Source organism: Thalassolituus marinus, assembly GCF_020320395.1.
GTDB classification, from domain to species: Bacteria; Pseudomonadota; Gammaproteobacteria; order Pseudomonadales; family Oceanobacteraceae; genus Venatoribacter; species Venatoribacter marinus.
This window is the reverse complement of the sequence record NZ_JAEDAH010000104.1, coordinates 1-23,052: the sequence shown is the minus strand read 5'-3', so window position 1 is coordinate 23,052 and position 23,052 is coordinate 1. Positions and strand designations below refer to the sequence as shown.

26 protein-coding genes and 1 tRNA gene are annotated in these 23,052 nt (G+C 53.0%); 22 read left to right on the top strand and 5 right to left on the bottom strand.

The genetic code is table 11. From position 1 onward, the window contains the following. Positions 1-12: 12 nt before the first annotated feature. On the bottom strand, positions 13-348 hold the full coding sequence (locus I9W95_RS17170) for a DUF3135 domain-containing protein (protein ID WP_225677128.1): 336 nt from the start codon (positions 346-348) through the stop codon (positions 13-15). A 332-nt stretch (positions 349-680) separates the two neighbouring features. On the opposite strand from I9W95_RS17170, the gene I9W95_RS17165 reads away from it, so the two are divergent. From I9W95_RS17165 to purT, 4 genes are read left to right on the top strand one after another with little or no spacing between them, the layout of a single operon-like run. Beyond that, complete coding sequence (locus tag I9W95_RS17165) at positions 681-1,253, top strand: CoA pyrophosphatase (protein WP_225677126.1); 573 nt, start codon at positions 681-683, stop codon at positions 1,251-1,253. Between the two features lie 31 nt (positions 1,254-1,284). Continuing rightward, positions 1,285-1,809, top strand: coding sequence for a gamma carbonic anhydrase family protein (locus I9W95_RS17160; RefSeq protein WP_225677124.1), 525 nt, complete (start codon positions 1,285-1,287; stop codon positions 1,807-1,809). Then, positions 1,806-2,000, top strand: a complete 195-nt coding sequence (locus tag I9W95_RS17155; RefSeq protein WP_225677122.1) for a DUF1289 domain-containing protein — start codon at positions 1,806-1,808, stop codon at positions 1,998-2,000. The genes I9W95_RS17160 and I9W95_RS17155 overlap by 4 nt, the downstream gene beginning before the upstream one ends. A gap of 22 nt (positions 2,001-2,022) precedes the next feature. Continuing rightward, positions 2,023-3,219 carry a formate-dependent phosphoribosylglycinamide formyltransferase gene (gene purT, locus I9W95_RS17150; RefSeq protein WP_225677120.1) on the top strand — a complete coding sequence of 399 codons (1,197 nt, stop codon included), beginning with the start codon at positions 2,023-2,025 and terminating at the stop codon, positions 3,217-3,219. Here purT and I9W95_RS17145 read toward each other — a convergent pair. After that, positions 3,176-4,762, bottom strand: coding sequence for a sensor domain-containing diguanylate cyclase (locus I9W95_RS17145; protein WP_225677118.1), 1,587 nt, complete (start codon positions 4,760-4,762; stop codon positions 3,176-3,178). The two genes, purT and I9W95_RS17145, sit on opposite strands and share 44 nt — an antisense overlap. A 259-nt stretch (positions 4,763-5,021) precedes the next feature. On the opposite strand from I9W95_RS17145, the gene I9W95_RS17140 reads away from it, so the two are divergent. Beyond that, entirely contained in the window at positions 5,022-5,456 is a 435-nt protein-coding gene (locus tag I9W95_RS17140) for a MerR family transcriptional regulator (RefSeq protein WP_225677116.1), read from the top strand. On the opposite strand, the gene I9W95_RS17135 is transcribed toward I9W95_RS17140, so the two are convergent. Next, the gene (locus tag I9W95_RS17135; RefSeq protein WP_225677114.1) at positions 5,457-5,657 is read right to left on the bottom strand and encodes a hypothetical protein; all 201 of its coding nucleotides are present in this window, start codon (positions 5,655-5,657) and stop codon (positions 5,457-5,459) included. Here I9W95_RS17135 and I9W95_RS17130 point away from each other — a divergent pair. Continuing rightward, positions 5,644-6,741 carry a permease gene (locus tag I9W95_RS17130; RefSeq protein ID WP_225677112.1) on the top strand — a complete coding sequence of 366 codons (1,098 nt, stop codon included), beginning with the start codon at positions 5,644-5,646 and terminating at the stop codon, positions 6,739-6,741. The two genes, I9W95_RS17135 and I9W95_RS17130, sit on opposite strands and share 14 nt — an antisense overlap. 76 nt (positions 6,742-6,817) lie before the next feature. Here I9W95_RS17130 and I9W95_RS17125 read toward each other — a convergent pair whose 3' ends face one another. After that, a complete protein-coding gene (locus I9W95_RS17125; RefSeq protein WP_225677111.1) occupies positions 6,818-7,453 on the bottom strand; it encodes a class I SAM-dependent methyltransferase in 636 nt (211 codons plus the stop codon). A 129-nt stretch (positions 7,454-7,582) separates the two neighbouring features. Here I9W95_RS17125 and I9W95_RS17120 point away from each other — a divergent pair, with 129 nt between their 5' ends. The 3 genes from I9W95_RS17120 (at position 7,583) to I9W95_RS17110 (ending at position 11,168) form a co-directional block, all read left to right on the top strand. Further along, the gene (locus I9W95_RS17120) at positions 7,583-8,158 is read left to right on the top strand and encodes a DUF3833 family protein (protein WP_225677109.1); all 576 of its coding nucleotides are present in this window, start codon (positions 7,583-7,585) and stop codon (positions 8,156-8,158) included. Between the two features lie 101 nt (positions 8,159-8,259). After that, a complete protein-coding gene (metE, locus tag I9W95_RS17115) occupies positions 8,260-10,545 on the top strand; it encodes a 5-methyltetrahydropteroyltriglutamate--homocysteine S-methyltransferase (protein WP_225677107.1) in 2,286 nt (761 codons plus the stop codon). A gap of 62 nt (positions 10,546-10,607) precedes the next feature. Next, positions 10,608-11,168: a DJ-1 family glyoxalase III gene (locus tag I9W95_RS17110; RefSeq protein WP_225677105.1), complete on the top strand. Its 561-nt coding sequence runs from the start codon at positions 10,608-10,610 to the stop codon at positions 11,166-11,168. Positions 11,169-11,195: 27 nt separating this feature from the next. Here I9W95_RS17110 and I9W95_RS17105 read toward each other — a convergent pair whose 3' ends face one another. Further along, a complete protein-coding gene (locus I9W95_RS17105; RefSeq protein WP_225677103.1) occupies positions 11,196-12,089 on the bottom strand; it encodes a sterol desaturase family protein in 894 nt (297 codons plus the stop codon). A 125-nt stretch (positions 12,090-12,214) separates the two neighbouring features. Between I9W95_RS17105 and I9W95_RS17100 the strand changes: the two genes are divergently transcribed. From I9W95_RS17100 to I9W95_RS17040, 13 genes are all read left to right on the top strand, one after another. Beyond that, positions 12,215-13,255, top strand: a complete 1,041-nt coding sequence (locus I9W95_RS17100; protein WP_225677101.1) for an AraC family transcriptional regulator — start codon at positions 12,215-12,217, stop codon at positions 13,253-13,255. Between the two features lie 62 nt (positions 13,256-13,317). Continuing rightward, positions 13,318-15,249 (top strand): threonine--tRNA ligase, encoded by a 1,932-nt coding sequence (gene thrS / locus I9W95_RS17095; protein ID WP_225677099.1) that lies wholly within the window; start codon positions 13,318-13,320, stop codon positions 15,247-15,249. Beyond that, positions 15,246-15,794 (top strand): translation initiation factor IF-3, encoded by a 549-nt coding sequence (gene infC / locus I9W95_RS17090; protein WP_263866259.1) that lies wholly within the window; start codon positions 15,246-15,248, stop codon positions 15,792-15,794. Before thrS ends, infC begins: the two co-directional genes overlap by 4 nt. A 153-nt stretch (positions 15,795-15,947) precedes the next feature. Then, positions 15,948-16,142 carry a 50S ribosomal protein L35 gene (rpmI, locus tag I9W95_RS17085; protein ID WP_225677097.1) on the top strand — a complete coding sequence of 65 codons (195 nt, stop codon included), beginning with the start codon at positions 15,948-15,950 and terminating at the stop codon, positions 16,140-16,142. A gap of 24 nt (positions 16,143-16,166) precedes the next feature. Beyond that, entirely contained in the window at positions 16,167-16,520 is a 354-nt protein-coding gene (gene rplT, locus I9W95_RS17080; protein WP_225677095.1) for a 50S ribosomal protein L20, read from the top strand. A 216-nt stretch (positions 16,521-16,736) separates the two neighbouring features. Further along, complete coding sequence (gene pheS / locus I9W95_RS17075) at positions 16,737-17,741, top strand: phenylalanine--tRNA ligase subunit alpha (RefSeq protein ID WP_225677093.1); 1,005 nt, start codon at positions 16,737-16,739, stop codon at positions 17,739-17,741. A gap of 17 nt (positions 17,742-17,758) precedes the next feature. Then, positions 17,759-20,134, top strand: a complete 2,376-nt coding sequence (gene pheT, locus I9W95_RS17070; protein ID WP_225677091.1) for a phenylalanine--tRNA ligase subunit beta — start codon at positions 17,759-17,761, stop codon at positions 20,132-20,134. A 1-nt stretch (position 20,135) separates the two neighbouring features. Continuing rightward, the gene (gene ihfA, locus I9W95_RS17065) at positions 20,136-20,441 is read left to right on the top strand and encodes an integration host factor subunit alpha (RefSeq protein ID WP_225677089.1); all 306 of its coding nucleotides are present in this window, start codon (positions 20,136-20,138) and stop codon (positions 20,439-20,441) included. Beyond that, positions 20,419-20,787 (top strand): MerR family transcriptional regulator, encoded by a 369-nt coding sequence (locus I9W95_RS17060; RefSeq protein WP_225677087.1) that lies wholly within the window; start codon positions 20,419-20,421, stop codon positions 20,785-20,787. Before ihfA ends, I9W95_RS17060 begins: the two co-directional genes overlap by 23 nt. 67 nt (positions 20,788-20,854) lie before the next feature. Continuing rightward, positions 20,855-20,931, top strand: a tRNA-Pro gene (locus I9W95_RS17055). A gap of 232 nt (positions 20,932-21,163) precedes the next feature. After that, entirely contained in the window at positions 21,164-21,931 is a 768-nt protein-coding gene (locus I9W95_RS17050; RefSeq protein ID WP_225677085.1) for an MHYT domain-containing protein, read from the top strand. A gap of 12 nt (positions 21,932-21,943) precedes the next feature. Further along, positions 21,944-22,375 carry a diguanylate cyclase domain-containing protein gene (locus I9W95_RS17045; protein WP_225677186.1) on the top strand — a complete coding sequence of 144 codons (432 nt, stop codon included), beginning with the start codon at positions 21,944-21,946 and terminating at the stop codon, positions 22,373-22,375. A 77-nt stretch (positions 22,376-22,452) separates the two neighbouring features. Next, on the top strand, positions 22,453-22,950 hold the full coding sequence (locus I9W95_RS17040; RefSeq protein WP_225677083.1) for a GNAT family N-acetyltransferase: 498 nt from the start codon (positions 22,453-22,455) through the stop codon (positions 22,948-22,950). Positions 22,951-23,052: the final 102 nt, after the last annotated feature.

Here is a 23,052-nt window from a genome sequence, read left to right as displayed (position 1 = left end):
AGTATAACGGCTTCAGATGGTTGCCAGTAACGGGAAGGGAATAATCTTGCTGTCGGCATCCGCATGATGATCAACAGGTTTGGCTGGTGACTCGTTGCCATTGATAGTGTCCAGCAGGTGGTGCAGCTGGTCATGCATCATCTGGGAGATTTTCAGGCAGGCTGCCATTGGGTTCGATGAGCAGGTTCGCGTTGCATCAATACGGAATTGCAATCCACGCAGGCGACGCTGCAGGTCCAGCGGCGCGTTGCCGATGAAGCTTTCAATAGCCTGAGCCCGGATCGATTCCAGACTTGCCGGATCTTCGGCGGCCAGGCGCATCATTTCATCAAAGCTGGGTAGTTCCATAAAAAAACTCGCGAGTTGGTTTGCAATTTCTGGAAACTAGTCTACTTCATGACTTTGCTTTGACGAATTCCCCCGGTCAGCTTTGTCAGGTTCTGTAACTTACTGAAAACGAAGGGCTTTTGATTTTTCGGGCCGTGCCCGGTCATGAAAAAACCGTTTGAAAACAAAGTGTTAAGTGAACGATAAAGCTCTGGATTTGTGGCCGGAACGGATAATCACTGTTTCTTATAAGAAAAAAGTCTAAGAGTTGGTGCCTCTTTGCAGACTCTGCGCCACGCTTTCTTCAGCCATTGTTAATAGCACGCTGCAGAATGGATCAGTACAATGGCGTTATGACAAAACCACCTCTTTACGAATACCTCAGTGCGCGCCTGCAGGGTTATCAGGCGCGCCAGATCAGTCAACCAGGTCTGGCGGAAGCCGGTGTTCTGGTTGCTATTACTGATGAAGCCGAGCCAAGGATACTGCTGACGCTGCGCTCGTCAAATCTGTCGTCGCATCAGGGGGAAGTCGCATTTCCCGGAGGCAAGCGCGACCCTGAGGATGAGTCAATTATCGCAACCGCATTACGCGAGGCTGAAGAAGAGGTTGCTCTGACCTCCGCTCAGGTGCGGGTGGTTGGTCAGTTGAGTCAGGTAGTGTCACGCTTTGGTTACCTGGTCACGCCGGTACTGGCCATTATTCCACCGGATGTAACCTTTGTTGCTAATCCCGATGAGCTGGATGCCGTTTTTTCAGTGCCACTCGATCACTTTCGCAGTAAACCAAGCGGCTACTTCGAGCGCGGTACTATTCGTGTGCCCAGCTACGACTACGAGGGTTTTCACATCTGGGGGCTTACCTCGATGATGATTACCGAAATGATGAATGATCTTTGGGATTGCGATATCTCGTATTCCATATAAGGCTGTCAGCCACGCATATCCGGAGATGTGTATGTTTTATAAGTTAGGGAAGCGTGTGCCGGTTAAGGGCGAAAACGTGTTTGTCGCGGATGGCGCCAGAGTCATCGGTAGTGTTGAACTGTGTGCTAACAGCAGTGTCTGGTTCGGCGTGGTGATCCGCGGAGATAACGATCAGATTACTGTTGGTGAGTCCTCAAATATTCAGGATAACTCCGTGCTGCATACCGATGGCGGTATTCCGCTGACTATTGGTAAGGGTGTAACGGTAGGTCATCAGGCGATGCTGCATGGCTGTGATATCGGCGACTATTCACTGATTGGCATTGGCGCCGTGGTACTGAATAAAGCAAAAATTGGTCGTCATTGTATTATCGGTGCCAATGCACTGATTCCTGAGGGAATGGAAATTCCGGACGGCTCACTGGTGGTCGGTTCTCCGGCGGTTATCAAACGCCAGCTCAGTGAACAGCAGTGTCGTATGCTGGAAGCCAGTGCCGCACATTACGTGCACAACGCGAGTCGTTATATGACCGAGCTTGAGGAGATTACGTTGTGACCACGCCGGTACGTTCTCCCTGCGTAAGTATTTGTGCTCTCGATGATAATGACGTTTGCGTTGGCTGCTATCGCACCGGCCAGGAAATCTCTTCCTGGGGGCGTTTCAGCGATGACGAGCGCCGCGAAGTTTTAAAAAAGGTTGCTGAGCGAGAGCAGGCGGCCAGCAATTTTATCCGGCTTCCTTCCTGAAGCCATGTTAATGGAATCTGATATGACCACTCTGGGTACTCCGTTTTCCCCGGTTGCCACCCGTGTGCTGCTTTGCGGCTCCGGTGAGCTGGGTAAAGAAGTTGTAATCGAACTGCAGCGTCTTGGCTGTGAAGTCATTGCGGTGGATCGCTACGAAAATGCACCGGCTATGCAGGTGGCGGATCGTAGCCATGTTATCAGCATGCTGGATGGCGATGCGTTGCGGGCGGTGATAGAGCAAGAGAAGCCCGCGCTGGTTGTTCCTGAAATTGAAGCCATTGCCACCGACACGCTGGCTGCGCTGGAGCAGGAAGGCGTCAATATTATTCCAACGGCGCGCGCTACGCAGCTGACCATGAACCGTGAGGGAATCCGTCGTCTGGCCGCAGAAACACTGGGCTTGCCAACATCAAGCTACTGCTTTGCCGACAGCGAAGAGGCCTTTATGCAGGCTGCTGACGAAATCGGGTTGCCGTGTCTGGTGAAGCCGATTATGAGCTCTTCCGGCAAAGGCCAGAGTTTTGTGCGTGAAGCGTCCCAATTGAAAGCTGCGTGGGATTATGCGCAGGAAGGCGGGCGTGCGGGGAAAGGGAAGGTTATTGTTGAAGGCTTTGTTGATTTCGACTTTGAAATCACCTTGCTGACTATTCGCCATAAAGATGCTAATGGTGATATCACCACCAGTTTTTGTGCCCCCATTGGCCATCGACAGGAAGACGGAGATTATCAGGAGTCCTGGCAGCCGCAGGTGATGACAGATGATGCACTGGCGAAGGCACAGAATATCGCAAAAGCAGTGACCACAGACCTTGGCGGGTTGGGGCTGTTTGGTGTTGAGCTGTTCGTAAAAGGTGACGACGTTATTTTCAGCGAAGTGTCACCGCGTCCACACGATACTGGCCTGGTAACGCTGATCTCTCAGGATTTATCTGAATTTGCCTTGCATGCGCGGGCGATTCTTGGACTGCCAATTCCTAATATTGTGCAGCATGGCCCGTCTGCTTCCAGTGTCTTGCTGGTGGCAGGTGAATCACGTCAGATGCAGTTTGCCGGGCTGGATAAAGCGCTGGCAGAGATAAACACTCAGCTGCGCCTGTTCGGTAAGCCAGAAGTGAGTGGTAAGCGTCGTCTCGGTGTTGCTCTGGCACGTGATGAAAATATTGATCAGGCCCGGGCTAAAGCGAATCGGGTAATCGGCTCAATACAGGTGACTCTGTAAGCGGTATTTCTTCGCTCAGAACCTGCAGCATGCTGGTGTTACGACCCGCTGCTTTGGCCTCGTAGAGGGCGGTATCCGCTGCCCTCAGCCATTCTTCCTTGCCAATGCTTTCCAGCCATTGGCCAGAGTCCTTTACCCATGCAATACCAATACTGACGGTCAGCTCTTTTCCTGCCGCGGAGTAGCCATGGGGAATGTGCAGATTACTTATGGCAGTGTGCAGGCGTGTGCGGATTGCATCCAGAGAGCGCGCATCATCGGCCAGCAGGATCAGGGCGAACTCTTCACCGCCAAAGCGGCTGGCCATTTCGTCGGCTCTGCGCGCGCACGCATGCAAGGCCTGAGCGACCTGATGCAAGGCCATATCGCCAGTCTGATGACCATAATGGTCATTGAAGCGTTTAAAGTAGTCGATATCGACCAGCACCAGTGCAACAGAATGCGAGTGGCGCAGCATTCGGCGCCAGGAAGTTTCCAGCGCTTCATCGAACGCGCGCCGATTGGGAATGTTGGTCAGGCGGTCGGTATTGGAAAGCTGCTCAAGCCGCGCCTGCTGCTGGCGAATGGTGTGAACCAGTTCGTTGTAGGCATTCCGCAACTGGCGCAGTTCCAGAATGCGAACCGGCGTGGTGTACAGAATAGGGTGCAGCGTATGGTCGGAGTTGCTGCGCTCCAGCAGTTTGGTTGCTTTGCTGATCGGATCTATCAATAAGTTCAGCAGCGTCAGGAACAGGGCTGCGGGAATCAGGCTGAAAATCAACAGTGTTAGTAACAATCTGGAGCTGAACATTTGTGGCCCACTGCCATTGGAATGGCGCAGGTTAACGCACAGCGAAGGATGCTTCATGTCATCGAATAAACACCCCTGACGAATGGCCATCACTTCGTTGATTGGCATTTTAAGGTTCACGCTATCAACAGAGTAGGGTGGTATTTTTAATGTCATGTTCAGACGCGCAACCTCAGCCAGGACTGTCAGGTAATTGTTATCAATTGCCTGCATGAACAGTAACCAGCCACCAATAGGATTGCTCTCACCGGTGGGTGTGATCGGACTGGATGCGATCAGGTAAATGCGCTCGTTGATGGTCTGAAAGCCACTGGTCACCTGATTTGAAAAGAACTCGTTGCTGGCAAGGCGAGTCCATTCGGCAAGCTCATCGGGCAGGGCGTGAATATCTTCGCCTGCATAAAAGCCACCATAGAGAATGTCGCTGTCCGGATTAACAATGACAACGGCGTTGAGAGACTGGGCATCGAAGGTGTCCGTAATGAAGTTTTCATCGGTGTATTCCGGATTGTCGCCAGCAGCGTATTCAAATGTGTCGTCCCAGGCGGCGTAGTCCTGGGTAACGGCTTCGAGCTGATTACGCTTGAGCGCCAATGCCGAAATCAGGCCGTTCACTTCGCTTTGCTGCACGGCCAGAGCGTCATCGTATTCTGCAGGAAAAAACCACAACACTCGCATGGTTATAATGCCAACCAGCAACAGCAGAGTGTAAATCACTGCAATCACTGTATATAGCTGGCGGATTGTGAACATCGGCCCCACTCCGGGATATAGACTTGCCTGTATAAAGACTAGTTCAGATCAGACGTTTTGTTTTAAACGTTAAGCTATTTATACCTCTTTTTGCGCCATAAACGGTGTCAATTGGCAGTGTTAAGAACTGTTGATGATGATTCTGCCAGTGGTGGCTGTGCCGGTTTCTGTATGCCCGGAAAATTAAATGGACTGTGCTGCTTGACCTGTGAGTAGCTCGCAGGTTTAACCTTGTTTCAAAGGTCGAGGAGAGAAGGTTATGAAAGTTGCAGAGCTTGCCAGATTGGAATCGGTCAGTGCCGATACTATCCGACATTATGTCCGTGTAGGGCTGCTTGTGCCGGAGAAGGATGGCAGTGGTTATCACACCTTCAATCGCCACGATGTCAGCCGCCTTCGTTTTATCCTTCATGCGCGTGATCTGGGTTTTACGCTGGAGGATATACGTCTGATTCTGGATGAAGCTGGTAAAGGGAAATCACCTTGTCCGGTGGTTCGTGAGCTGATTGAACCGCGTCTGTGTGAGGCCCGTAAGCGCCTGGCGGATATGCAGGCGCTGGTTGAACGTATGGAGTCTGCGGTCACTCTGTGGAGTTCTCTGCCAGATTGTGAACCATGCGGAGATCATATCTGTCACCTGATTGAAGGTGACAGTGAGCAATTATTCGATAAAGGGGGAGCATGCTGTGAGTGATCAGGAAAAATCGTGCTGTGGTGGAAAGTCTGAGCCAGCAAAAGCAAGTTGCTGCTCTGCTGAGTCAGTAGCCAGCGAGAAGCAAACATCCTGCTGCGGAGAAAGCAGTGAGAAGAAAAACGAGTCGTCATATTGTGCTTCAGAGGCGGTTGCCGATAGCTCCGCCGGCTGCTGTGGTTCAACGCCAGTGACTGCTTCCACGGCCTCCTGCTGTGGTGGTGCGGCGGTTCAGGAATCCTCGGCGGGTGGTTGCTGCGGTAGCGAATCAAAGCAGCGCACCGACTGGATTCTGTGGGGTTGCGGCAGCGCCGTGGTGCTCGGCTATCTGGGGTACTGGATCAGTGGTCAGGGGCACAGCATTACCTTGCCATGGTTGTCGACCATGGTGCATACCGCCCATGAAATGGTGAACGCCATGTGGTGGGGGATTCTGAGTGCAGCGTTTTTTGTTGGCCTGCTGGGCCGTATTCCCCGCGAGTTGGTTATGTCGGTTCTGGGGCAGGGAGGAAGTAAACGTGGTGTCTTTCGCGCCACCCTCGCTGGCTTGCTGCTGGATCTGTGCAATCACGGCATTCTGATGGTCGGAATGAAGCTGTATGAGCGTGGCGCCAGTATCGGCCAGGTGATGGCGTTCCTGATCGCCAGTCCGTGGAATTCGCTGACGCTGACGTTGATTCTGGTCGGCCTGATTGGTCTGAAGTGGACCTTATTGTTTATTCTGGCATCTCTGGTGATTGCCTGGATCAGTGGCATGATTTTCGATCGTCTGGTGGCGACAGGCTCGCTGCCGGCTAATCCGTATGCCACCGAGATTACAGAGGTCGCCTTTCTGCCGGCGCTGAAAGACACCTGGCGCCAGCAGGACTGGTCGCTGCCATCGTTGCTGCGTATGTTCTGGCAAGGCCTGAAAGAGTCAAAAATGGTACTGCGCTGGGTGTTCTTCGGCGTCGTGCTGGTGGCGTTGATTCGCGCTTTCGTGCCGGAAGACAGCTTTGGCGTATGGTTTGGTGCTTCGTTTGGCGGTCTGATACTGACTCTGCTGGCCACCACCGTGATTGAAGTGTGCTCAGAGGGCTCCAGTCCGATTGCTGCAGACCTGTTTAATCGTGCCGCAGCACCGGGTAATGCCTTTACCTTTCTGATGGCGGGGGCGGCAACCGATTACACGGAAATCATGTCGCTGAAAGACACAACCAAAAGCTGGAAAATTGCTTTGTTCCTGCCGCTGATTACGGTGCCACAGGTGCTGTTAATTGGCTGGCTGATGAATATCGCTGGTGTCTGATTGACGCAGATGTAAAAAAGCCGCGCATTGGCGCGGCTTTTTTGTGTGAACTGAAATGCCTTATTCAGCACAGTAATTACTGGAAGTTCAATACCATCAGCTGGCCTTCGAAGCGTTTGGGCTCGAGAGCGTACCAGTAGTTGTGGGAGAACGCACCTGGCCAGGTTTTTTCACAGCGCTGCAATAACTCTTCATAGGTTGAGCGGCCCGGGTCAGCCAGAATGATTTTTTTCACCCCGGCTTTTTTCGCGCGCTTGAATAAACGAAACAGATCATCCGTCAGTGATTCCCAGAAGCAGATATCGGCACCGATGATGCAGTCGAACTTTTCCAGTTGTGCGACTTTCATATCGTTAAAGGACGCGTGCAGCGCCTTGACCTTGCAGTCGTTGGCCGCCGCCATCATGTCGAGGTAAGGGAAGACGCTGTCGTCCACATCAAGCCCGGTAACTCTGGCCTTTTGCTGGCTGGCGCAGTAAACGGACGCTGGTCCCCAGCCACAGCCCAGTTCTAGCACCCTTGAGCCTTCCGGCAACGGCTGTTCTGTCAGGTAGTCCATGATCAGATAGCTCGACGACCAGGTTTTGTGGCCATGCACGCTGGGTTGGGCAATGCGCTTTAACTTCCGTACCAGCGGATGTTTGCTGGTGAACAGGTAAATGCCATAGGCGAGTTTCATGTGATCCTGAGAAAACACTTCCAGACGAGGCATGAGGCTTATTCACTGTAAAAATAAAGGCTTCAGTTTACCGCCAGTTTGAAATCCGGCAATACACAGTTGATCCACTCTGTCAGGCGTGATATTTGTTTGTATAGGTTTTGTATAAGTAAATGGTGGGTTATGCGTAGTCTGTTGCTGTGCGTAAGTTCGGTGATTCTGTTGGGATGCTCTGCGGCGGATATCCGCCAGTCGGCTGGCAGGACGCCGGCACTCGAACCCGAGCGCTTTTTCGATGGAGTGTTGTGCGCTGATGGGGTTGTTCGCGACTATACCGGCGATCAGATACGTCAGTTCAATGCACTGATCAGGGCATCATGGACCGATGCCGGCGTTGGTACACTGGACGAGGTTTTCTACTTCGTTGATGAGCCGGGAGATTCGGTGGTGACGGAAACCCGGGTCTGGACGATTAAACGGCAGAATGGCGGGTATATGGCATCGGCAACCGATGTACCTGAAGCGGTGCCAATGAACTTCTCCGGTAATGAAATCGCCATGCGCTACCAGCTGGAATACGCCACGGGTGACGATACCATTGCGCTGACCATGGATGACCGTATGTTTCTGGTGACGGAAAACCTGCTGGTAAATGAGACCCGTATGATCAAGTGGGGTGTCGAGGTTGGTCAGGTGTTATTGACGATTCAGAAGGTGGCAGACGAATCTCAGTGTCGTGCTGCGTCCGTCTCCGGCTGACATTCATTAGAAATTCTCAATCTAATATTAAAAAACATCGTTTTTATTCATCTTTGAGAGCTGTCAGTATGTGAGCTGATTTCAAATGATGAGTATTTACGGTGAGTTATTTTCATATTCTTGGTTTTCCTCGTATTGGCGCTCAGCGACAGCTGAAGTGGGCGCTGGAATCCTACTGGCGTGGCGATTCGTCACTCGATGAGTTGCTGGATACCGCTGCTCAGGTGCGTGTTGATAACTGGCAGCAGCAAATCGACCATGGTGCAGATTTACTTACGGTCGGTGACTTTGCCCTCTACGATCATATGCTGAACGCGAGTTACCTGTTCGGCCATCTGCCACAACGGGTGGATTCTTCGCTGCCGGTTTATGATCAGCTGTTTCTGGCGGGTCGCGGACGCAGTCAGTGTGGCTGTGGTGTTGCTGCCGGTGAAATGACCAAGTGGTTCGATACCAATTATCACTACCTGGTACCGGAATGCAGCGCTGCAGACGAGTTCCACTTACAACCAGAGTTGCTGCTGGAAGAAGTGCGTGCGGCGCGAAAAACCGGTAAGCGTCTTAAAGTTGTGCTGCCGGGGCCGTTGACCTACCTCTACCTCGGACGCAGTGTGGATGGTAGTGATCGCCTGGATCTGTTGCCGCGTCTGCTGCCGCTCTACAGCGAGTTGTTCGAACAACTCAGTCAGGAAGGTGTGGATTGGGTGCAGCTGGATGAGCCGGTGCTTGCTCTCGATTTACCAGAGGCCTGGCGCTTTGCTTTCGAGCCAGCTTATTTCGCGCTGCGTAAGAGCGGTTTGAGCGTATTGCTGGCCACCTATTTCGGCGACCTCAATGAAAATCTGAGTCTGGCATTCAGCTTGCCGGTGGATGGTGTGCATCTGGATCTGGTCAGTGGCGCAGGGCAGTTGTCACGCGCACTGGATTTGCTTGGCCCGTATAAGGTTCTTTCGCTTGGTGTTGTTGATGGGCGCAATATCTGGCGCTCCGATCTGGATGCCTGTCTTGCCGTTCTTAAACCGCTGGCTCAGCAGTTGGACCAGCGTTTGTGGCTTGCGCCTTCGTGCTCGTTGCTGCACGTGCCGGTCGATGCCAGCACTGAGCCTGTATTAACTGATGGGGTGCAGCAGTGGCTGGCCTTCGCCATTCAGAAACTGGATGAATGTGCTCTGCTGCGCAATGCCCTGGCCGATGGGGAGGTTGTCGCGTCCGCTCGCTGGCGCGAACAGGCAGCGCTCATTCAACATCGTCGTCAGTCGACGGCGGTTAATCGTCAGCAGGCAAAGCAGCGGGCAACAGAGGCAGCGGCTGTCACCTGGGGGCGAAATACGCCGTATCGTGAGCGCTTAAAGCTGCAGCAGGAGGTGTTACGTTTGCCACTGCTACCAACGACAACCATCGGTTCGTTTCCGCAAACTCAGGAGATTCGTACGCTGCGCCGCGACTATCGCAATGGCAGGGTGACGCCGGAGGAGTACGGTGCCGGGCTGGCGAGCGAAATTGCCCGTTGTATTCGCGTGCAGGAGCAGATCGGTCTGGATGTACTGGTTCATGGTGAAGCCGAACGCAACGACATGGTGGAATACTTCGGCGAGCAACTGCAGGGGATTGCATCAACGGCCAATGGCTGGGTACAGAGCTATGGCTCCCGCTGTGTTAAACCACCGGTTATTTATGGCGATATTGAACGTCCGAACAGCATGACCGTTGCGTGGAGTCGCTACGCGCAGTCGCTGACTGAACGCCCGGTGAAAGGCATGCTGACTGGCCCGGTAACGATTCTGAAATGGTCATTTGTGCGTGATGATCAGCCCTGGTCCGCGACCGCTTATCAGCTCGCTGCTGTCTTGCGTGATGAGGTCAGTGAGTTAGAGGCCAGCGGCATTTCTGTTATTCAGGTCGACGAGCCGGCACTGCGGGAAGCTTTGCCACTGCGACGTGCAGAGCATCAGGCCTATCTGAACTGGGCGGTAAACAGTTTCCGTTATTGCGTCAGTGGTGTGGCGGATAGTACTCAGATTCATACGCACATGTGCTATGCCGATTTTGACGACATTCTTCCTGCTATTGAAGCGATGGATGCCGATGTGATCACGCTGGAAACCGCGCGTTCAGCATCAGGACTGCTGAAGACACTGGCGCAGACACCCTATGCCAACGGTATTGGTCCTGGTGTTTACGATATTCATAGTCCGAATGTGCCTTCAGCTGAGGCGATGGAAGATATCCTGCTACGCTCACTGGCGCTGGTCAGGGCGGAGGATTTATGGGTAAACCCGGATTGCGGTCTGAAAACCCGGCGCTGGGAAGAGGTGGTTCCGGCACTTGAGGCTATGGTGGCTGTGGCGGCCCGATGTCGGGAGGTCGTATTGGAAAAAGCCAGCTGACGCTTTTTTCCGTGTCGGGCAGGTGGCAAACTTGCCGCAATAATGACACTGAGGAAAACAACATGGCCAAAGCCCTGGTAGCCATTGCCGATGGCAGTGAAGATATTGAAACCGTGACCATCGTCGATACTCTGCGTCGTGGTGGAGTGGACGTCACCCTGGCGTCGGTGATGCCAACGGCTCAGGTAACCTGTGCACACGGTACCCGGATCGTAGCTGATGCGTTAATTGACGAATGTACCGGCGAGTCCTGGGATGCCGTTATTTCACCCGGCGGCATGCCTGGTTCGGAACATATTGCGGCCAGTGAAACCTTCACCCGCTTGCTGAAGCAGCAACAGGAAAAAGACGGTGTTATCGCCGCTATCTGTGCGGCACCGGCAATTGTTCTGGCTAAGCATGACTTGCTGGATGGTAAGCAGGCGACCTGTTATCCGGGCTTTGAGGCGGAATTACTTGAGTCGGCAGGTTTCTGTATGACCCAGGACGTTATCGTCGATGGTCAGGTGATTACCAGTCGCGGGCCAGCAACGGCGTTGCGTTTTGCTCTGGTGCTGGTGGGCAAATTAATGGGTCCGGAAACGGCTCGCAAAGTTGGCCAGGGCATGCTGGCCAACATCTGATTTTTCCTGGCGCAGGGCTGACGCTGGTCAGCTCTGCTCGGCCTGGCGATTTAGATTCTGCTGGGCCATCTGATCCCCGTATTTTTCCAGTACCCAATCCGGGTGTTTCACCATGATGCGCAGGTCTTTGTAGCGCCATACGTCCCGGAACATCGCGATCCAGTCGTGTACCTGCAGGTGCCATGGGTTAAACGGCTGCTCTGGCATGCGGCTGACGCCGTACTTAATAACCCCTGCATCTTTTTCATCGGTGAAAGTACCGGCCAGATAGTCCCAGAAAATAAATATGCCGCCGAAATTACGGTCAATCTGTTCAGGGTTGCTGCCGTGGTGTACGCGATGATGGGATGGCGTGTTAAAGATTTTCTCCAGCCAGCCCAGACGCCCAACCTGTTCGGTATGCAGGAAGAACTGATACACCAGATTGCCTTCGATCGCGATTAATACCCAGTCTTTATCAAAACCGACGATGGCGGCCGGAATCCACCAAACTAACCAGGTGCCGGATAAGGCGAAGGTGAAATTCTGACGCAGGGCAGTGGAGAAGTTCATGTGCTCTGAAGAATGATGCGTTACATGCACGTTCCAGAACCAGCGCACCTTGTGCATCAGAATGTGTGCAATGAAAAAGCACAGATCAATAAACAGGATCAGGGCCAGCACGCTCCACCAGGACAGTTCCGGATTCCATTGGAAGCCATAGTCGTATACCCACAGATAGAAGGTCTGGATAAACAGGGCGATAGCGATGCCGTCGACGATTTTGTAGGAAGCACCGGTTGCAAGATTGGCAATGGTTTCCTTCATACGATAAATGGTTCGTCCCTTAGAGCGTGCATACAGGTTTTCGGCAACCATAATGCCGATAAACAGTGCGCCGAAGGCGGCAATAAAGAACAGAGCGTGAATGACGTCCTGCATGGTGATCTCCTTCGTTATTATTCTGATCGTTTGGATTACATACAGGCTACGCCTGCAGTTGTGGTTCTGATTGACAATATCTGCCATCATTTTGACAATAACTGCCATTCAGATGGAGATGATCAATGGGATTGCTGGCGAATCTGCAGGTGAGTGGCGACCTTGCCGGGTTGGCGCGACGCTTTATGGAAGATCGGGCGGATACCGATAATGAGCTGTATCGCTACCTGCAGTCGTTTCAACCGAATTCGCGTATCAGTTTTCGCCAGTGGTGGGATCTGTTGCAGGCGCTTGATGACCGCTATCCGGAGGAGGCTGTGGCGGTTGAGTTGGGGCGGTTAGTTGGCCCCGAGTATGTCGGCGTGCTGGGACATCTGTTGTTGTCTTCGCGCACCCTTGCCGACGCTTTGCAGGGCTTTCAGCGCTATCAGCGTTTGCTGCACGATGGTGATCGGGCGGAAGCCAGCTTTGAGCGCGGCCTGGTGTGTCTGAGCTGGACCACGGATTTTGGTCCATCATCAAGACTGTCGGATGAAGTGCTGCTGGTGGGATTAATAGCTTTCGTGCGCCGTATGGTAACTAACCCCTTGCTGGCTCCGGCGGAAGTGCACTTTACCTTTGCGCAACCGGTTGAAGCGGATGCTTTGGTCGCTGATCTTGGTTGTCCTGTGAGTTTCGCTCAGGCACGTACGGCTGTTTATCTGCAGCCCTGGCAACTGAACCTGCCGGTCAGCACCCATGATTCAGGGCTGCATTCCTTGCTTGAACAGCAAGCGCAGGCGCTGGTGTCGGTTTTGCCGCAGGAAGATCCGTTCACTGTTCGTTTGCGTCAGGCGCTGCTGGCGTCCATACAGCAGGGTCAGCCGGAGGCTGATGTTGTTGCGTCGTATCTGTGCATGTCGGTACGGACGCTGTTTCGTCGCCTGAGTACGATAGGCCTGCGCTTTGCCGATGTACTCACCAGCGTGCGTATGCAGCTGGCCAGGGAATACTTGCTGGAAGGGCGCTTAACGCAGAGCGAAATTGCCTTACTGCTGGGTTATTCCGAGCAGAGTGCATTTAATAGAGCCTTCCGTAAAGTAACTGGTCTGCCGCCTGCGCGCTGGCTGCGCGAGCAGAAAAACAGCGGCAGTACAGAGGTTTACAGTCACCGCGAGGGTCTGTAGAGTACGTCCTCTTTTAAATTCATGTGGCCTGTCGTGGGGGCCACCACTGACAAGGATCTGATATGCCTGTTATTACCCTTCCTGATGGTTCCAAGCGCGAATTCGACCAACCCGTAACCCTGATGCAGGTCGCTGAAGATATCGGCCCTGGTCTGGCGAAAGCGACGGTTTGCGGTCGTATCAATGGCAAGCTGGTTGATGCCTGTGAAATCATTACGGAAGACGCCGAAGTTTCTCTGATCACCGGTCGTGATCAGGAAGGTCTGGAAGTAATCCGTCACTCCTTTGCTCACCTGGTCGGTCATGCCGTTAAACAGCTGTACCCGACTGCGAAGATGGCGATTGGTCCGGTGATTGAGGACGGCTTCTATTACGACATCGACTATGAGCGTCCTTTCACTCCGGAAGACGTTACGGCGATCGAAACGCGTATCAAAGAACTGATCAAGAAAGATTACGACGTCATCAAGAAGATGACGCCTATTAAAGAAGCGCGTCGCGTTTTCGTTGATCGTCAGGAAGATTACAAAGTCGAACTGGTTGATGGTCTGATTGAGAAGGGCGAAACCGAAGTCGGCTTGTATCACCACGAAGAATACACCGATATGTGTATCGGTCCGCACGTACCGAACACCCGCGTGATGCGCGTATTTAAGTTGCAGCGTGTGTCGGGCGCCTACTGGCGCGGTGATTCGCAGAACAAACAGTTGCAGCGTATCTATGGTACTGCCTGGAACGACAAGAAAGACCTGAAAGCTTACATCACACGCATCGAAGAAGCGGAAAAGCGTGACCACCGTAAACTGGCTAAGCAGCTGGATCTGTTCCACCTGCAGGAAGAAGCGCCGGGTATGGTGTTCTGGCATCCGAATGGCTGGACCATGTATCAGGTGCTGGAACAGTACATGCGTAAGGTGCAGCGCGATGCTGGCTACCTGGAGATCAAGACTCCGCAGGTGGTTGACCGTACTCTGTGGGAGAAATCAGGCCACTGGGAACATTACGCCGATGCGATGTTCACCACTGAGTCTGAAAAACGCCACTATGCTGTTAAGCCAATGAACTGCCCGTGTCATATTCAGGTGTTCAATCAGGGGCTGAAGAGCTACCGTGACCTGCCAATGCGTCTGGCGGAGTTCGGCTCCTGTCACCGTAACGAGCCATCAGGTGCACTGCACGGCATTATGCGTGTGCGTGGTTTTACTCAGGATGACGCGCACATTTTCGTTACTGAGAAGCAGATTCGTAAGGAAGCCTCGGATTTCATCAAGCTGACGCTGGATGTATACAAAGATTTCGGCTTTGACGCGGTTGAAATGAAGCTGTCGACTCGTCCGGAAGGTCGTATCGGTGATGACTCTCAATGGGATCTGGCAGAAGCGGCACTGGAAGACGCGTTGAATGAAGCAGGCCTGGATTGGGATCTGCAGCCGGGTGAAGGTGCATTCTACGGCCCTAAGATCGAGTTCTCACTGCGTGACTGTCTGAATCGTGTGTGGCAGTGCGGTACGCTGCAGCTGGACTTCATGCTGCCAGGGCGCCTTGGTGCACAGTTTGTCGATGAAGATGGCGAGCGTAAAACACCAGTGATGCTGCACCGTGCGATTCTGGGTTCTTTCGAACGTTTTGTCGGTATTCTGATTGAACACTATGCGGGTGCGATGCCGCCATGGTTGGCTCCACAGCAGGTTTCTGTACTGAATATTACCGACAATCAGGCCGAGTATTGCGAAAATCTTGCCAAAAGCCTGAAATCTAAGGGCTTCAGGGCAGAGGCGGACTTGAGAAACGAGAAGATCGGCTTTAAAATCCGCGAGCACACTTTGCACAAGGTACCCTTCCAGTTGGTGGTAGGGGATAAAGAAGTAGAAACAAACACCGTCGCAGTGCGTACCCGTAAAGGTGAAGACCTGGGGACTATGAGCGTAGAAGCCTTCGAAGAACTGCTTGAAGGCGCCATCGCACAGCGCGGCCGGTTTGGAATGGAGAACTGATCATCAGACGCGATAACAGAAAAGGCGGCCGCCCAGACAACCGAGCCGCTATCAACGATAACATTCGTGCAAGCGAAGTTCGTTTGATTGGCGCAGACGGCAGCCAGATTGGCGTCGTCTCGTTGGAAGAGGCACTTGAAGCGGCAGCCGAAGCTGAGCTGGATCTGGTACAGATTTCAGACGGCGATCCAATCGTCTGTAAGGTGATGGACTTCGGTAAGAAGCTTTACGAAGAGAAAAAGCAAAAGGCCGAAGCCAAGAAAAGACAACATCAGGTCCAGATTAAGGAAATCAAATTCCGTCCGGGCACTGAGGAAGGGGACTATCAGATTAAATTGCGTAATCTGAAACGTTTCCTGGAAGCGGGCGACAAGGCGAAGATTTCTCTTCGCTTCCGTGGCCGTGAAATGGCGCACCAGAACATTGGTATGGAACTGATGATGCGTGTCGAGAAAGATCTTGAAGAACTCGGCAGCGTTGAACAGCGTCCAAAACTGGAAGGTCGTCAGATGGTGATGGTAATCGCCCCTTCCAAGAAGAAGTAGTCTGGCTTTCAAACGGACGCCCAGACCCCGGACCTGGTCCGGGGTTTATACGTTCTGCCAGGCACTACAGGAGCATTAAGCTTCTGTTTGAAGCGGCAGGTGTTGTACAGGGTCTTAGTTTCTGTACGCGCCATTAACTTTTGGAGTAACAAAATGCCTAAAATCAAAACTAAGAGCGGCGCAGCTAAGCGCTTCAAGAAGACTGCGAACGGCTTTAAACACCGCAAAGCTTTCCGTAGCCACATCCTGACTAAGAAAAGCACCAAGCGTAAGCGTCATCTGCGCGGCATGACTCAGCTCAATGCCTCAGATGTGAAGCTGGTAGTACGCATGCTGCCTAACCTTTAATTGGTACTGTTCAGGAGATAAATTATGGCTCGTGTAAAACGTGGTGTGATCGCTCGTCGTCGTCACAAAAAAATTCTGAAGCAGGCTAAAGGTTACTACGGTGCTCGTAGCCGTGTATTCCGTGTAGCTAAACAGGCTGTGATCAAAGCTGGTCAGTACGCATACCGTGACCGTCGTCAGCGTAAGCGTCAGTTCCGTCAGCTGTGGATCGCGCGTATCAACGCCGGTGCACGTCAGAACGGTCTGTCTTACAGCAAGTTCATCAACGGCCTGAAAAAAGCCGCTGTTGAAATCGACCGTAAGGTTCTGGCTGATCTGGCAGTGAATGAAAAGGCAGCATTTGCGGCTCTGGTTGAAAAAGCCAAGACCAGCCTGTAATTCACTGATTCCCTGAGGGGAATACAGCGCTGATCAGATACGCTAGTGTCTGATCGAGGATAGGGGAGTGGCTTTCTTTGAAAGACCTCCCCTATTTTTTTGCCGATTTATATTAGAGCCGTTAGTTCTTACCAGAGCGCCTTTCTACCGCTGGTTGTGTATGAAGCCGTTGCGGTAAGAGCTAATTCAAAAGATGACCTTTCAGGATCATAAACGATGGAAAACTTAGAGGCCCTGACGCAACAGGCGTTGGCCGCAGTCGCCGCAGCAGGCGATATTGCCGCACTGGATCAGGTACGTGTTCAGTATCTGGGTAAAAAGGGTGAAATCTCAGCCCTGATGAAAAATCTTGGTAACGTCGCGCCGGAAGACCGCCCGAAAATCGGTGCCGTCATCAACGAGGCCCGTGATCAGGTTCAGAATGCACTGAACGAGCGCAAAACGGCCCTCGAGACAGAAGCACTGAATGCCAAGCTGGCTTCTGAAACTGTCGACGTGACTCTGCCTGGTCGTGGCGTTCAGGAAGGCAGCCTGCACCCGGTTACCCGCACACTTGAGCGCATTGAAGGTTTCTTCGCCAATGCGGGTTATCAGGTTGCTGAAGGCCCGGAAGTGGAAGACGACTTCCACAACTTTGAAGCTCTGAACATTCCATCGCACCACCCAGCGCGTGCGATGCACGATACCTTTTACTTTGATGCGTCGACGCTGCTGCGTACCCATACCTCGCCGGTACAGGTGCGTACCATGGAGTCACAGCAACCGCCGATCCGCATTATCTGTCCGGGTCGCGTATACCGTTGCGACTACGATCAGACTCACTCGCCAATGTTCCACCAGGTTGAAGGCCTGCTGGTTGATAAAGGCATCAGCTTCGCCGATCTGAAGGGCACTATTCAGGAGTTCCTGAGTGTGTTCTTCGAGCGTGATCTGGTGATCCGTCTGCGTCCATCTTACTTCCCGTTCACTGAGCCATCTGCCGAGATCGACATTGAATGGGTGATTGAAACTCCAGAGGGCACCAAGCGTCGTTGGCTCGAAGTCGGCGGTTGCGGCATGGTTCACCCGGAAGTGTTCAAGCACGTAAACATTGACCCTGAAGAATACACAGGCTTCGCCTTCGGTATGGGCGTTGAGCGTCTGGCGATGCTCCGCTACGGCGTAAATGACCTGCGTCTGTTCTTCGAAAACGACCTGCGCTTCCTGCAGCAGTTCAAGTAATTCAGGGGATATAAGAAATGAAATTCAGCGAACAGTGGTTACGCGAATGGGTAAACCCTGAGATTGATACTCAGGAACTGGTCGATCAGCTGACCCTGGCCGGCCTCGAAGTCGATGGCGCCGAAGCGGTTGCCGGTAAGTTCTCAGGTATTGTTGTGGGTCAGGTGGTTACCCGCGAACAGCACCCGGATGCCGACAAACTGAGTCTGTGTCAGGTGACTGACGGCACCGAAACATTCCAGATCGTATGTGGCGCGGCCAATGTACGTGAAGGCCTGAAGATTCCGTTCGCCAAAATTGGTGCGGTGCTTCCGGGTGATTTCAAAATCAAAAAAGCCAAGCTGCGTGGTGTCGAGTCATTCGGCATGCTGTGTGCCGAAGCTGAACTCGGTATGGCAGAAAGCTCTGACGGCCTGATGGAGCTGCCTGACTCCGCGACTGTCGGCATGGACTTTCGCGAATACCTGAACCTCGACGACACTGTGATTGAAGTGGATCTGACGCCTAACCGCGCAGACTGTTTGAGCATCGCAGGCCTGGCCCGTGAAGTCGGCGTACTGAGCCGTACTGCTGTCACGGCTCCAGAGTTTGCTCCTGTTGCTCCAGCCATCGACGACGTTGCCAGCATCGAAGTATCAGCATCTGATGCGTGTCCTCGTTACCTGGGCCGTGTTGTTAAGGGCGTTAACGTTAAGGCCGAAACGCCGCTGTGGATGGTAGAGAAACTGCGTCGTAGCGGTATCCGCTCCATCGACCCGGTGGTTGATATCACCAACTTCGTACTGCTCGAACTGGGCCAGCCAATGCACGCGTTCGACCTGAACCGCATTGAAGGTGGTATCCGCGTTCGCATGGCAGAGCAGGGCGAGAAGCTCACTCTGCTCGACGGTCAGGAAGTTGAACTGACTGCCGACACGCTGGTGATTGCCGATCACGCTAAACCACTGGCTATGGCCGGTGTCATGGGTGGCGAACACTCAGGCGTGAACGAAGAAACTCAGGATCTGCTGCTGGAAGCTGCGTTCTTTAACCCTATCTCTATTGCTGGTCGTGCCCGTAACTACGGTCTGCACACCGATTCTTCGCATCGCTTCGAGCGCGGCGTGGACTACAACATTGCCCGTACCGCGATGGAACGTGCCACTCAACTGGTACTCGACATCTGTGGCGGTCAGCCAGGCCCAGTGACTGAAGTCGCTTCCGAAGCGGACCTGCCAAAAGCAGCAGATATCACTCTGCGTCGTAAGCGCATTGAGCAGGTACTGAGCCTGACCATGGCCGACGACGAAGTGACCGATATTCTGGTTCGCCTTGGTATGAACACCGAAGCCAGCGAAGAAGGTTGGGCAGTGACTGCACCGTCTTACCGTTTCGATATGGCGATCGAAGCCGATCTGATCGAAGAACTGGCGCGTATTTACGGTTATAACCGTCTGCCAGTACGTACTCCTGCGGCAGCAACACCGCTGGCAAAAGCGCCGGAATCCCGCATGGCCATCCGCGACTTGCGTCGTCAGATGATTGCTCGTGGTTTCCAGGAAGCTATTACCTACAGCTTCGTAGAACCAGAATTGCAGAAAGCCCTCGACCCGGAGCGCGAAGCACTGGCGTTGCTCAATCCGATTTCGGCGGAAATGAGCGTGATGCGTACCACGCTGCTCACTGGTCTGGTGTCAGCAGCCAGCTACAACCTCAAGCGTCAGCAGCCACGTGTGCGCCTGTTCGAGACCGGCCTGCGTTTTGTACCTGAGGCTGATGGCCTGAAGCAGATCCCGACCCTGGCGATGCTGGTTTGTGGTAATCGTCTGACTCAGAGCTGGAGTGAACAGGAAGCTCCGGTCGACTTCTTCGACCTGAAAGGCGATGTAGAAGCATTGCTGGCTCGTGGTGGTGACGCCTCTGCCTATCGCTTTGAGGTTGCTCAGCATCCGGCACTGCACCCAGGACAGAGCGCTCGTATTCTGAAAAACGGCCAGCCAATAGGTTGGATTGGTGCGCTGCATCCTGCGACACAGAAGAAAGTTGGCGTAAAACAGGCACTGTTCGTTGCCGAACTGGATCTGGAAGCCATTCGTGATATCGCCGTGCCATCGTATGAAGACATCTCCAAGTTCCCGGAAATGCGTCGTGATCTGGCTCTGGTTGTTGCTCAGGATGTACCGGTTGATGCGGTTCTTTCAGGAATTCGTGCAAAAGCAGGGGAGTACCTGATAAAGCTCAACCTGTTTGATGTGTATGTCGGCAAAGGCATTGATCCTGATAGAAAAAGTCTCGCATTGGGGTTGACCTGGCAGCATCCTTCCCGCACATTGACTGATGAAGAAGTGAACGATTCTGTATCATCAGTACTGGCTCATCTTGAAGATAGCCTGGGAGCAACGCTAAGGGGTTAGCATGTCCGCTTTGACCAAAGCTGAACTGGCAGAAAAACTGTTTGAAGATCTTGGTCTGAATAAGCGCGAGGCGAAAGATATGGTGGATCTCTTTTTTGATGAGATTCGCGATAGCCTGAGTCGCAATGAGCAGGTGAAGTTGTCGGGTTTCGGCAACTTTGATCTGCGTGATAAGCGCCAGAGACCAGGTCGCAATCCGAAAACCGGTGAAGAGATTCCCATCTCTGCCCGCCGGGTTGTGACGTTCAAGCCAGGACAGAAACTCAAGGTGCGTGTGGAAGCTTATGCTGGAACCCAGCCACAATAACGAGCTTCCTCCTATTCCAGCCAAGCGCTACTTCACCATTGGTGAGGTGAGTGAGCTGTGCGATGTTAAGCCGCACGTTCTGCGCTACTGGGAGCAGGAGTTTCCTCAGCTCAGCCCGGTCAAGCGCCGTGGTAATCGCCGTTATTATCAGCGTCAGGATGTGATCCTGGTGCGTGAAATCCGTGCATTGCTTTATCACGAGGGCTACACCATTGGTGGAGCCCGACAACGCCTGTCGGAAGAAGGCGACTCCAATGCGGTAGCGATGGATCAGGCGCTGATCAAGAATATGATCAACGAACTGAAAGAGCTTGCCGATCTTCTGGGCCCTGATGGTCGCGACTGAAAATCTTTATCTTTTCAGTGTCTTAGGTATACTCAGCTTCGTTCAGACGCGCGTCTGAAGTCTTTGTCGGGATGTAGCGCAGCCTGGTAGCGCGCCAGCATGGGGTGTTGGATGTCGGAGGTTCGAATCCTCTCATCCCGACCAATTTACGCTTTGTTCCTCTCGTTATTCTTTCTTTCCTGGTGGCTTGTCTGCTCTCGGGCATCCGTTCTGCGAATGTTTTTGCGCCGCCGTTATTCCACGAATTGATCAGACTTTGTTCAGATCGACGCAAAATACCTGACTAAATCGATAAGTTATGTAAGGTCACATTCTCCGATATGGCTTGTTACGTCATGATACCTGAGTAAATTAATCAACTACTTTTGATGTGGATATGAATGCTGGTTACGACCTGACCCTGGTAGGCGTCTCTTACCTGATTGCGATTCTGGCCTCTTATTGTGCGCTGTATTTCGGCACTCAGTTAACCCGCGTTTCTGGCAGTAAACGCCGAGTCTGGCTGTTACTTGGCGCGATATCCATGGGCATGGGTATCTGGAGCATGCACTTTACCGGTATGGGCGCCTATAAAATGGGCATGCCAATGAGTTATGACCTGACGATGACGGTTATTTCTGCCATCGCCGCTGTGCTGTCATCCGGACTGGCATTGTATCTGATCAGCCATCAGGCGGTGGGTGTGCTCACGCTGGCCTCTGGTAGCCTGGTGATGGGCGGAGGTATCGGTCTGATGCACTATCTGGGCATGGCAGCGATGAAGATGACGCCTGCAGTCAGCTATGATCCACTGTGGTTTTCAGTATCCATCGCCATCGCAGTTGGAGCGTCGGCGGCAGCGTTAGCGATCTGCCGATTTATTCAAACGGTACGTGGACGTCGTGCGGCATGGTTGCAGATCGCAGCTGCATTGGTTATGGGTGCTGCGGTGTGTGGTATGCGTTACTCCGGAATGGAAGCTGTCGTGGTACCGGCCGGGTCTATGCCTGCAATGGACAATGAGTTGTCAGGCATGGCACTGGGCATTCCGGTGGTTCTGGTTACCGTTGTTTTCAGTCTAATTGCCATGCTCACAGTGTATGCCGATGTAACTGAGCGTCTGGTCGAAGAAAAGCGCATGCGTCAGGAAGAAGAGTGGGTGTAAACCAAAGCTTTTATTGATGAATCGACAGGTCTGCCTAATCGCTCGGGGATTGAACGCTTTATGCTGGAGTCACTGGTCGGCGGACCGGGGGTGGCGAGTCCATTTACTGTGCTGATGCTTGAGGTATCCAATGCGCGTGAGCTGAACAGTGAGCAGACTGGCTGGGCGCAACAGCATATGATGAAACAGCTTGGCGATATCATTCGTTCCATTGCGCCAGAGAATGCTTATGTCGGGCGCTATTCTCACTCAACCTTTGCGTTTGTTGTGCGCGACGAGCATGAAATGGAAGACTCAGCATTACTCGCGCTGGTGCGCACGCATGCCACTGACCGGGGTATTCGTGGCATTCGCTGGAAACTTGGCCGCAGTCAGTTCCCGCAGCAAGCCCAGAGCAGTCAGATGCTGCTCAGACAAGCCCTTAAAACCCAGGTTGCTGCCTGAAGATACCAAACAACAACAGCGGCTGAATAAGGGTGTGCTAGTATTGCCGGCCATTTTTCAGTCTGCTGCAGGGTATTGTGTCTGTTTCGCGCATTATTGATGATCATTGGTCCGGCATTATGTCGGTGCAGGAGAGTGCCTACTCCGAAGTAACACCTGAACCTCTTGAAGTTCTGCGTTGCAAACGCTCAATTACTCCACAAAGCTGCTTCGTCAGTGTGTCGGAGCAGGGTGCTATTGAGGCCTACGTACTGGCGCACCGCTGGGCGGGCCGTAATCCACCTTCGCTGTCTGAGGTTATCGATGATGTCAGTTCGCACTCCAGTGCTGATACTTTGTATCTGCACGACCTTGCAGTAGATCAGCGTGCGCAGGGCAAAGGACTGGGGCTTAAATTATTTAACGCGGTGCTGACGTCAGCGAAGTCCATGGGCGTAAAGAAGATCAGTCTGGTAGCAGTGCAGGGGGCGGATTCTTTCTGGCGGCGTCAGGGATTTATCGAAGATGAGACGGCGCGCATCTGTGATAGTTATGGCACAGATGCGGTGTATATGGAACGTCCTGTAGTGCAATAAAAAAACGGAGCTGATGCTCCACTGCTGTCCCACAGTTTTAAAGATATCGGTTTTCTATAAACGACTTTTAAATCCGCAATGCCTGCTGCCTCCCAGGGGAAC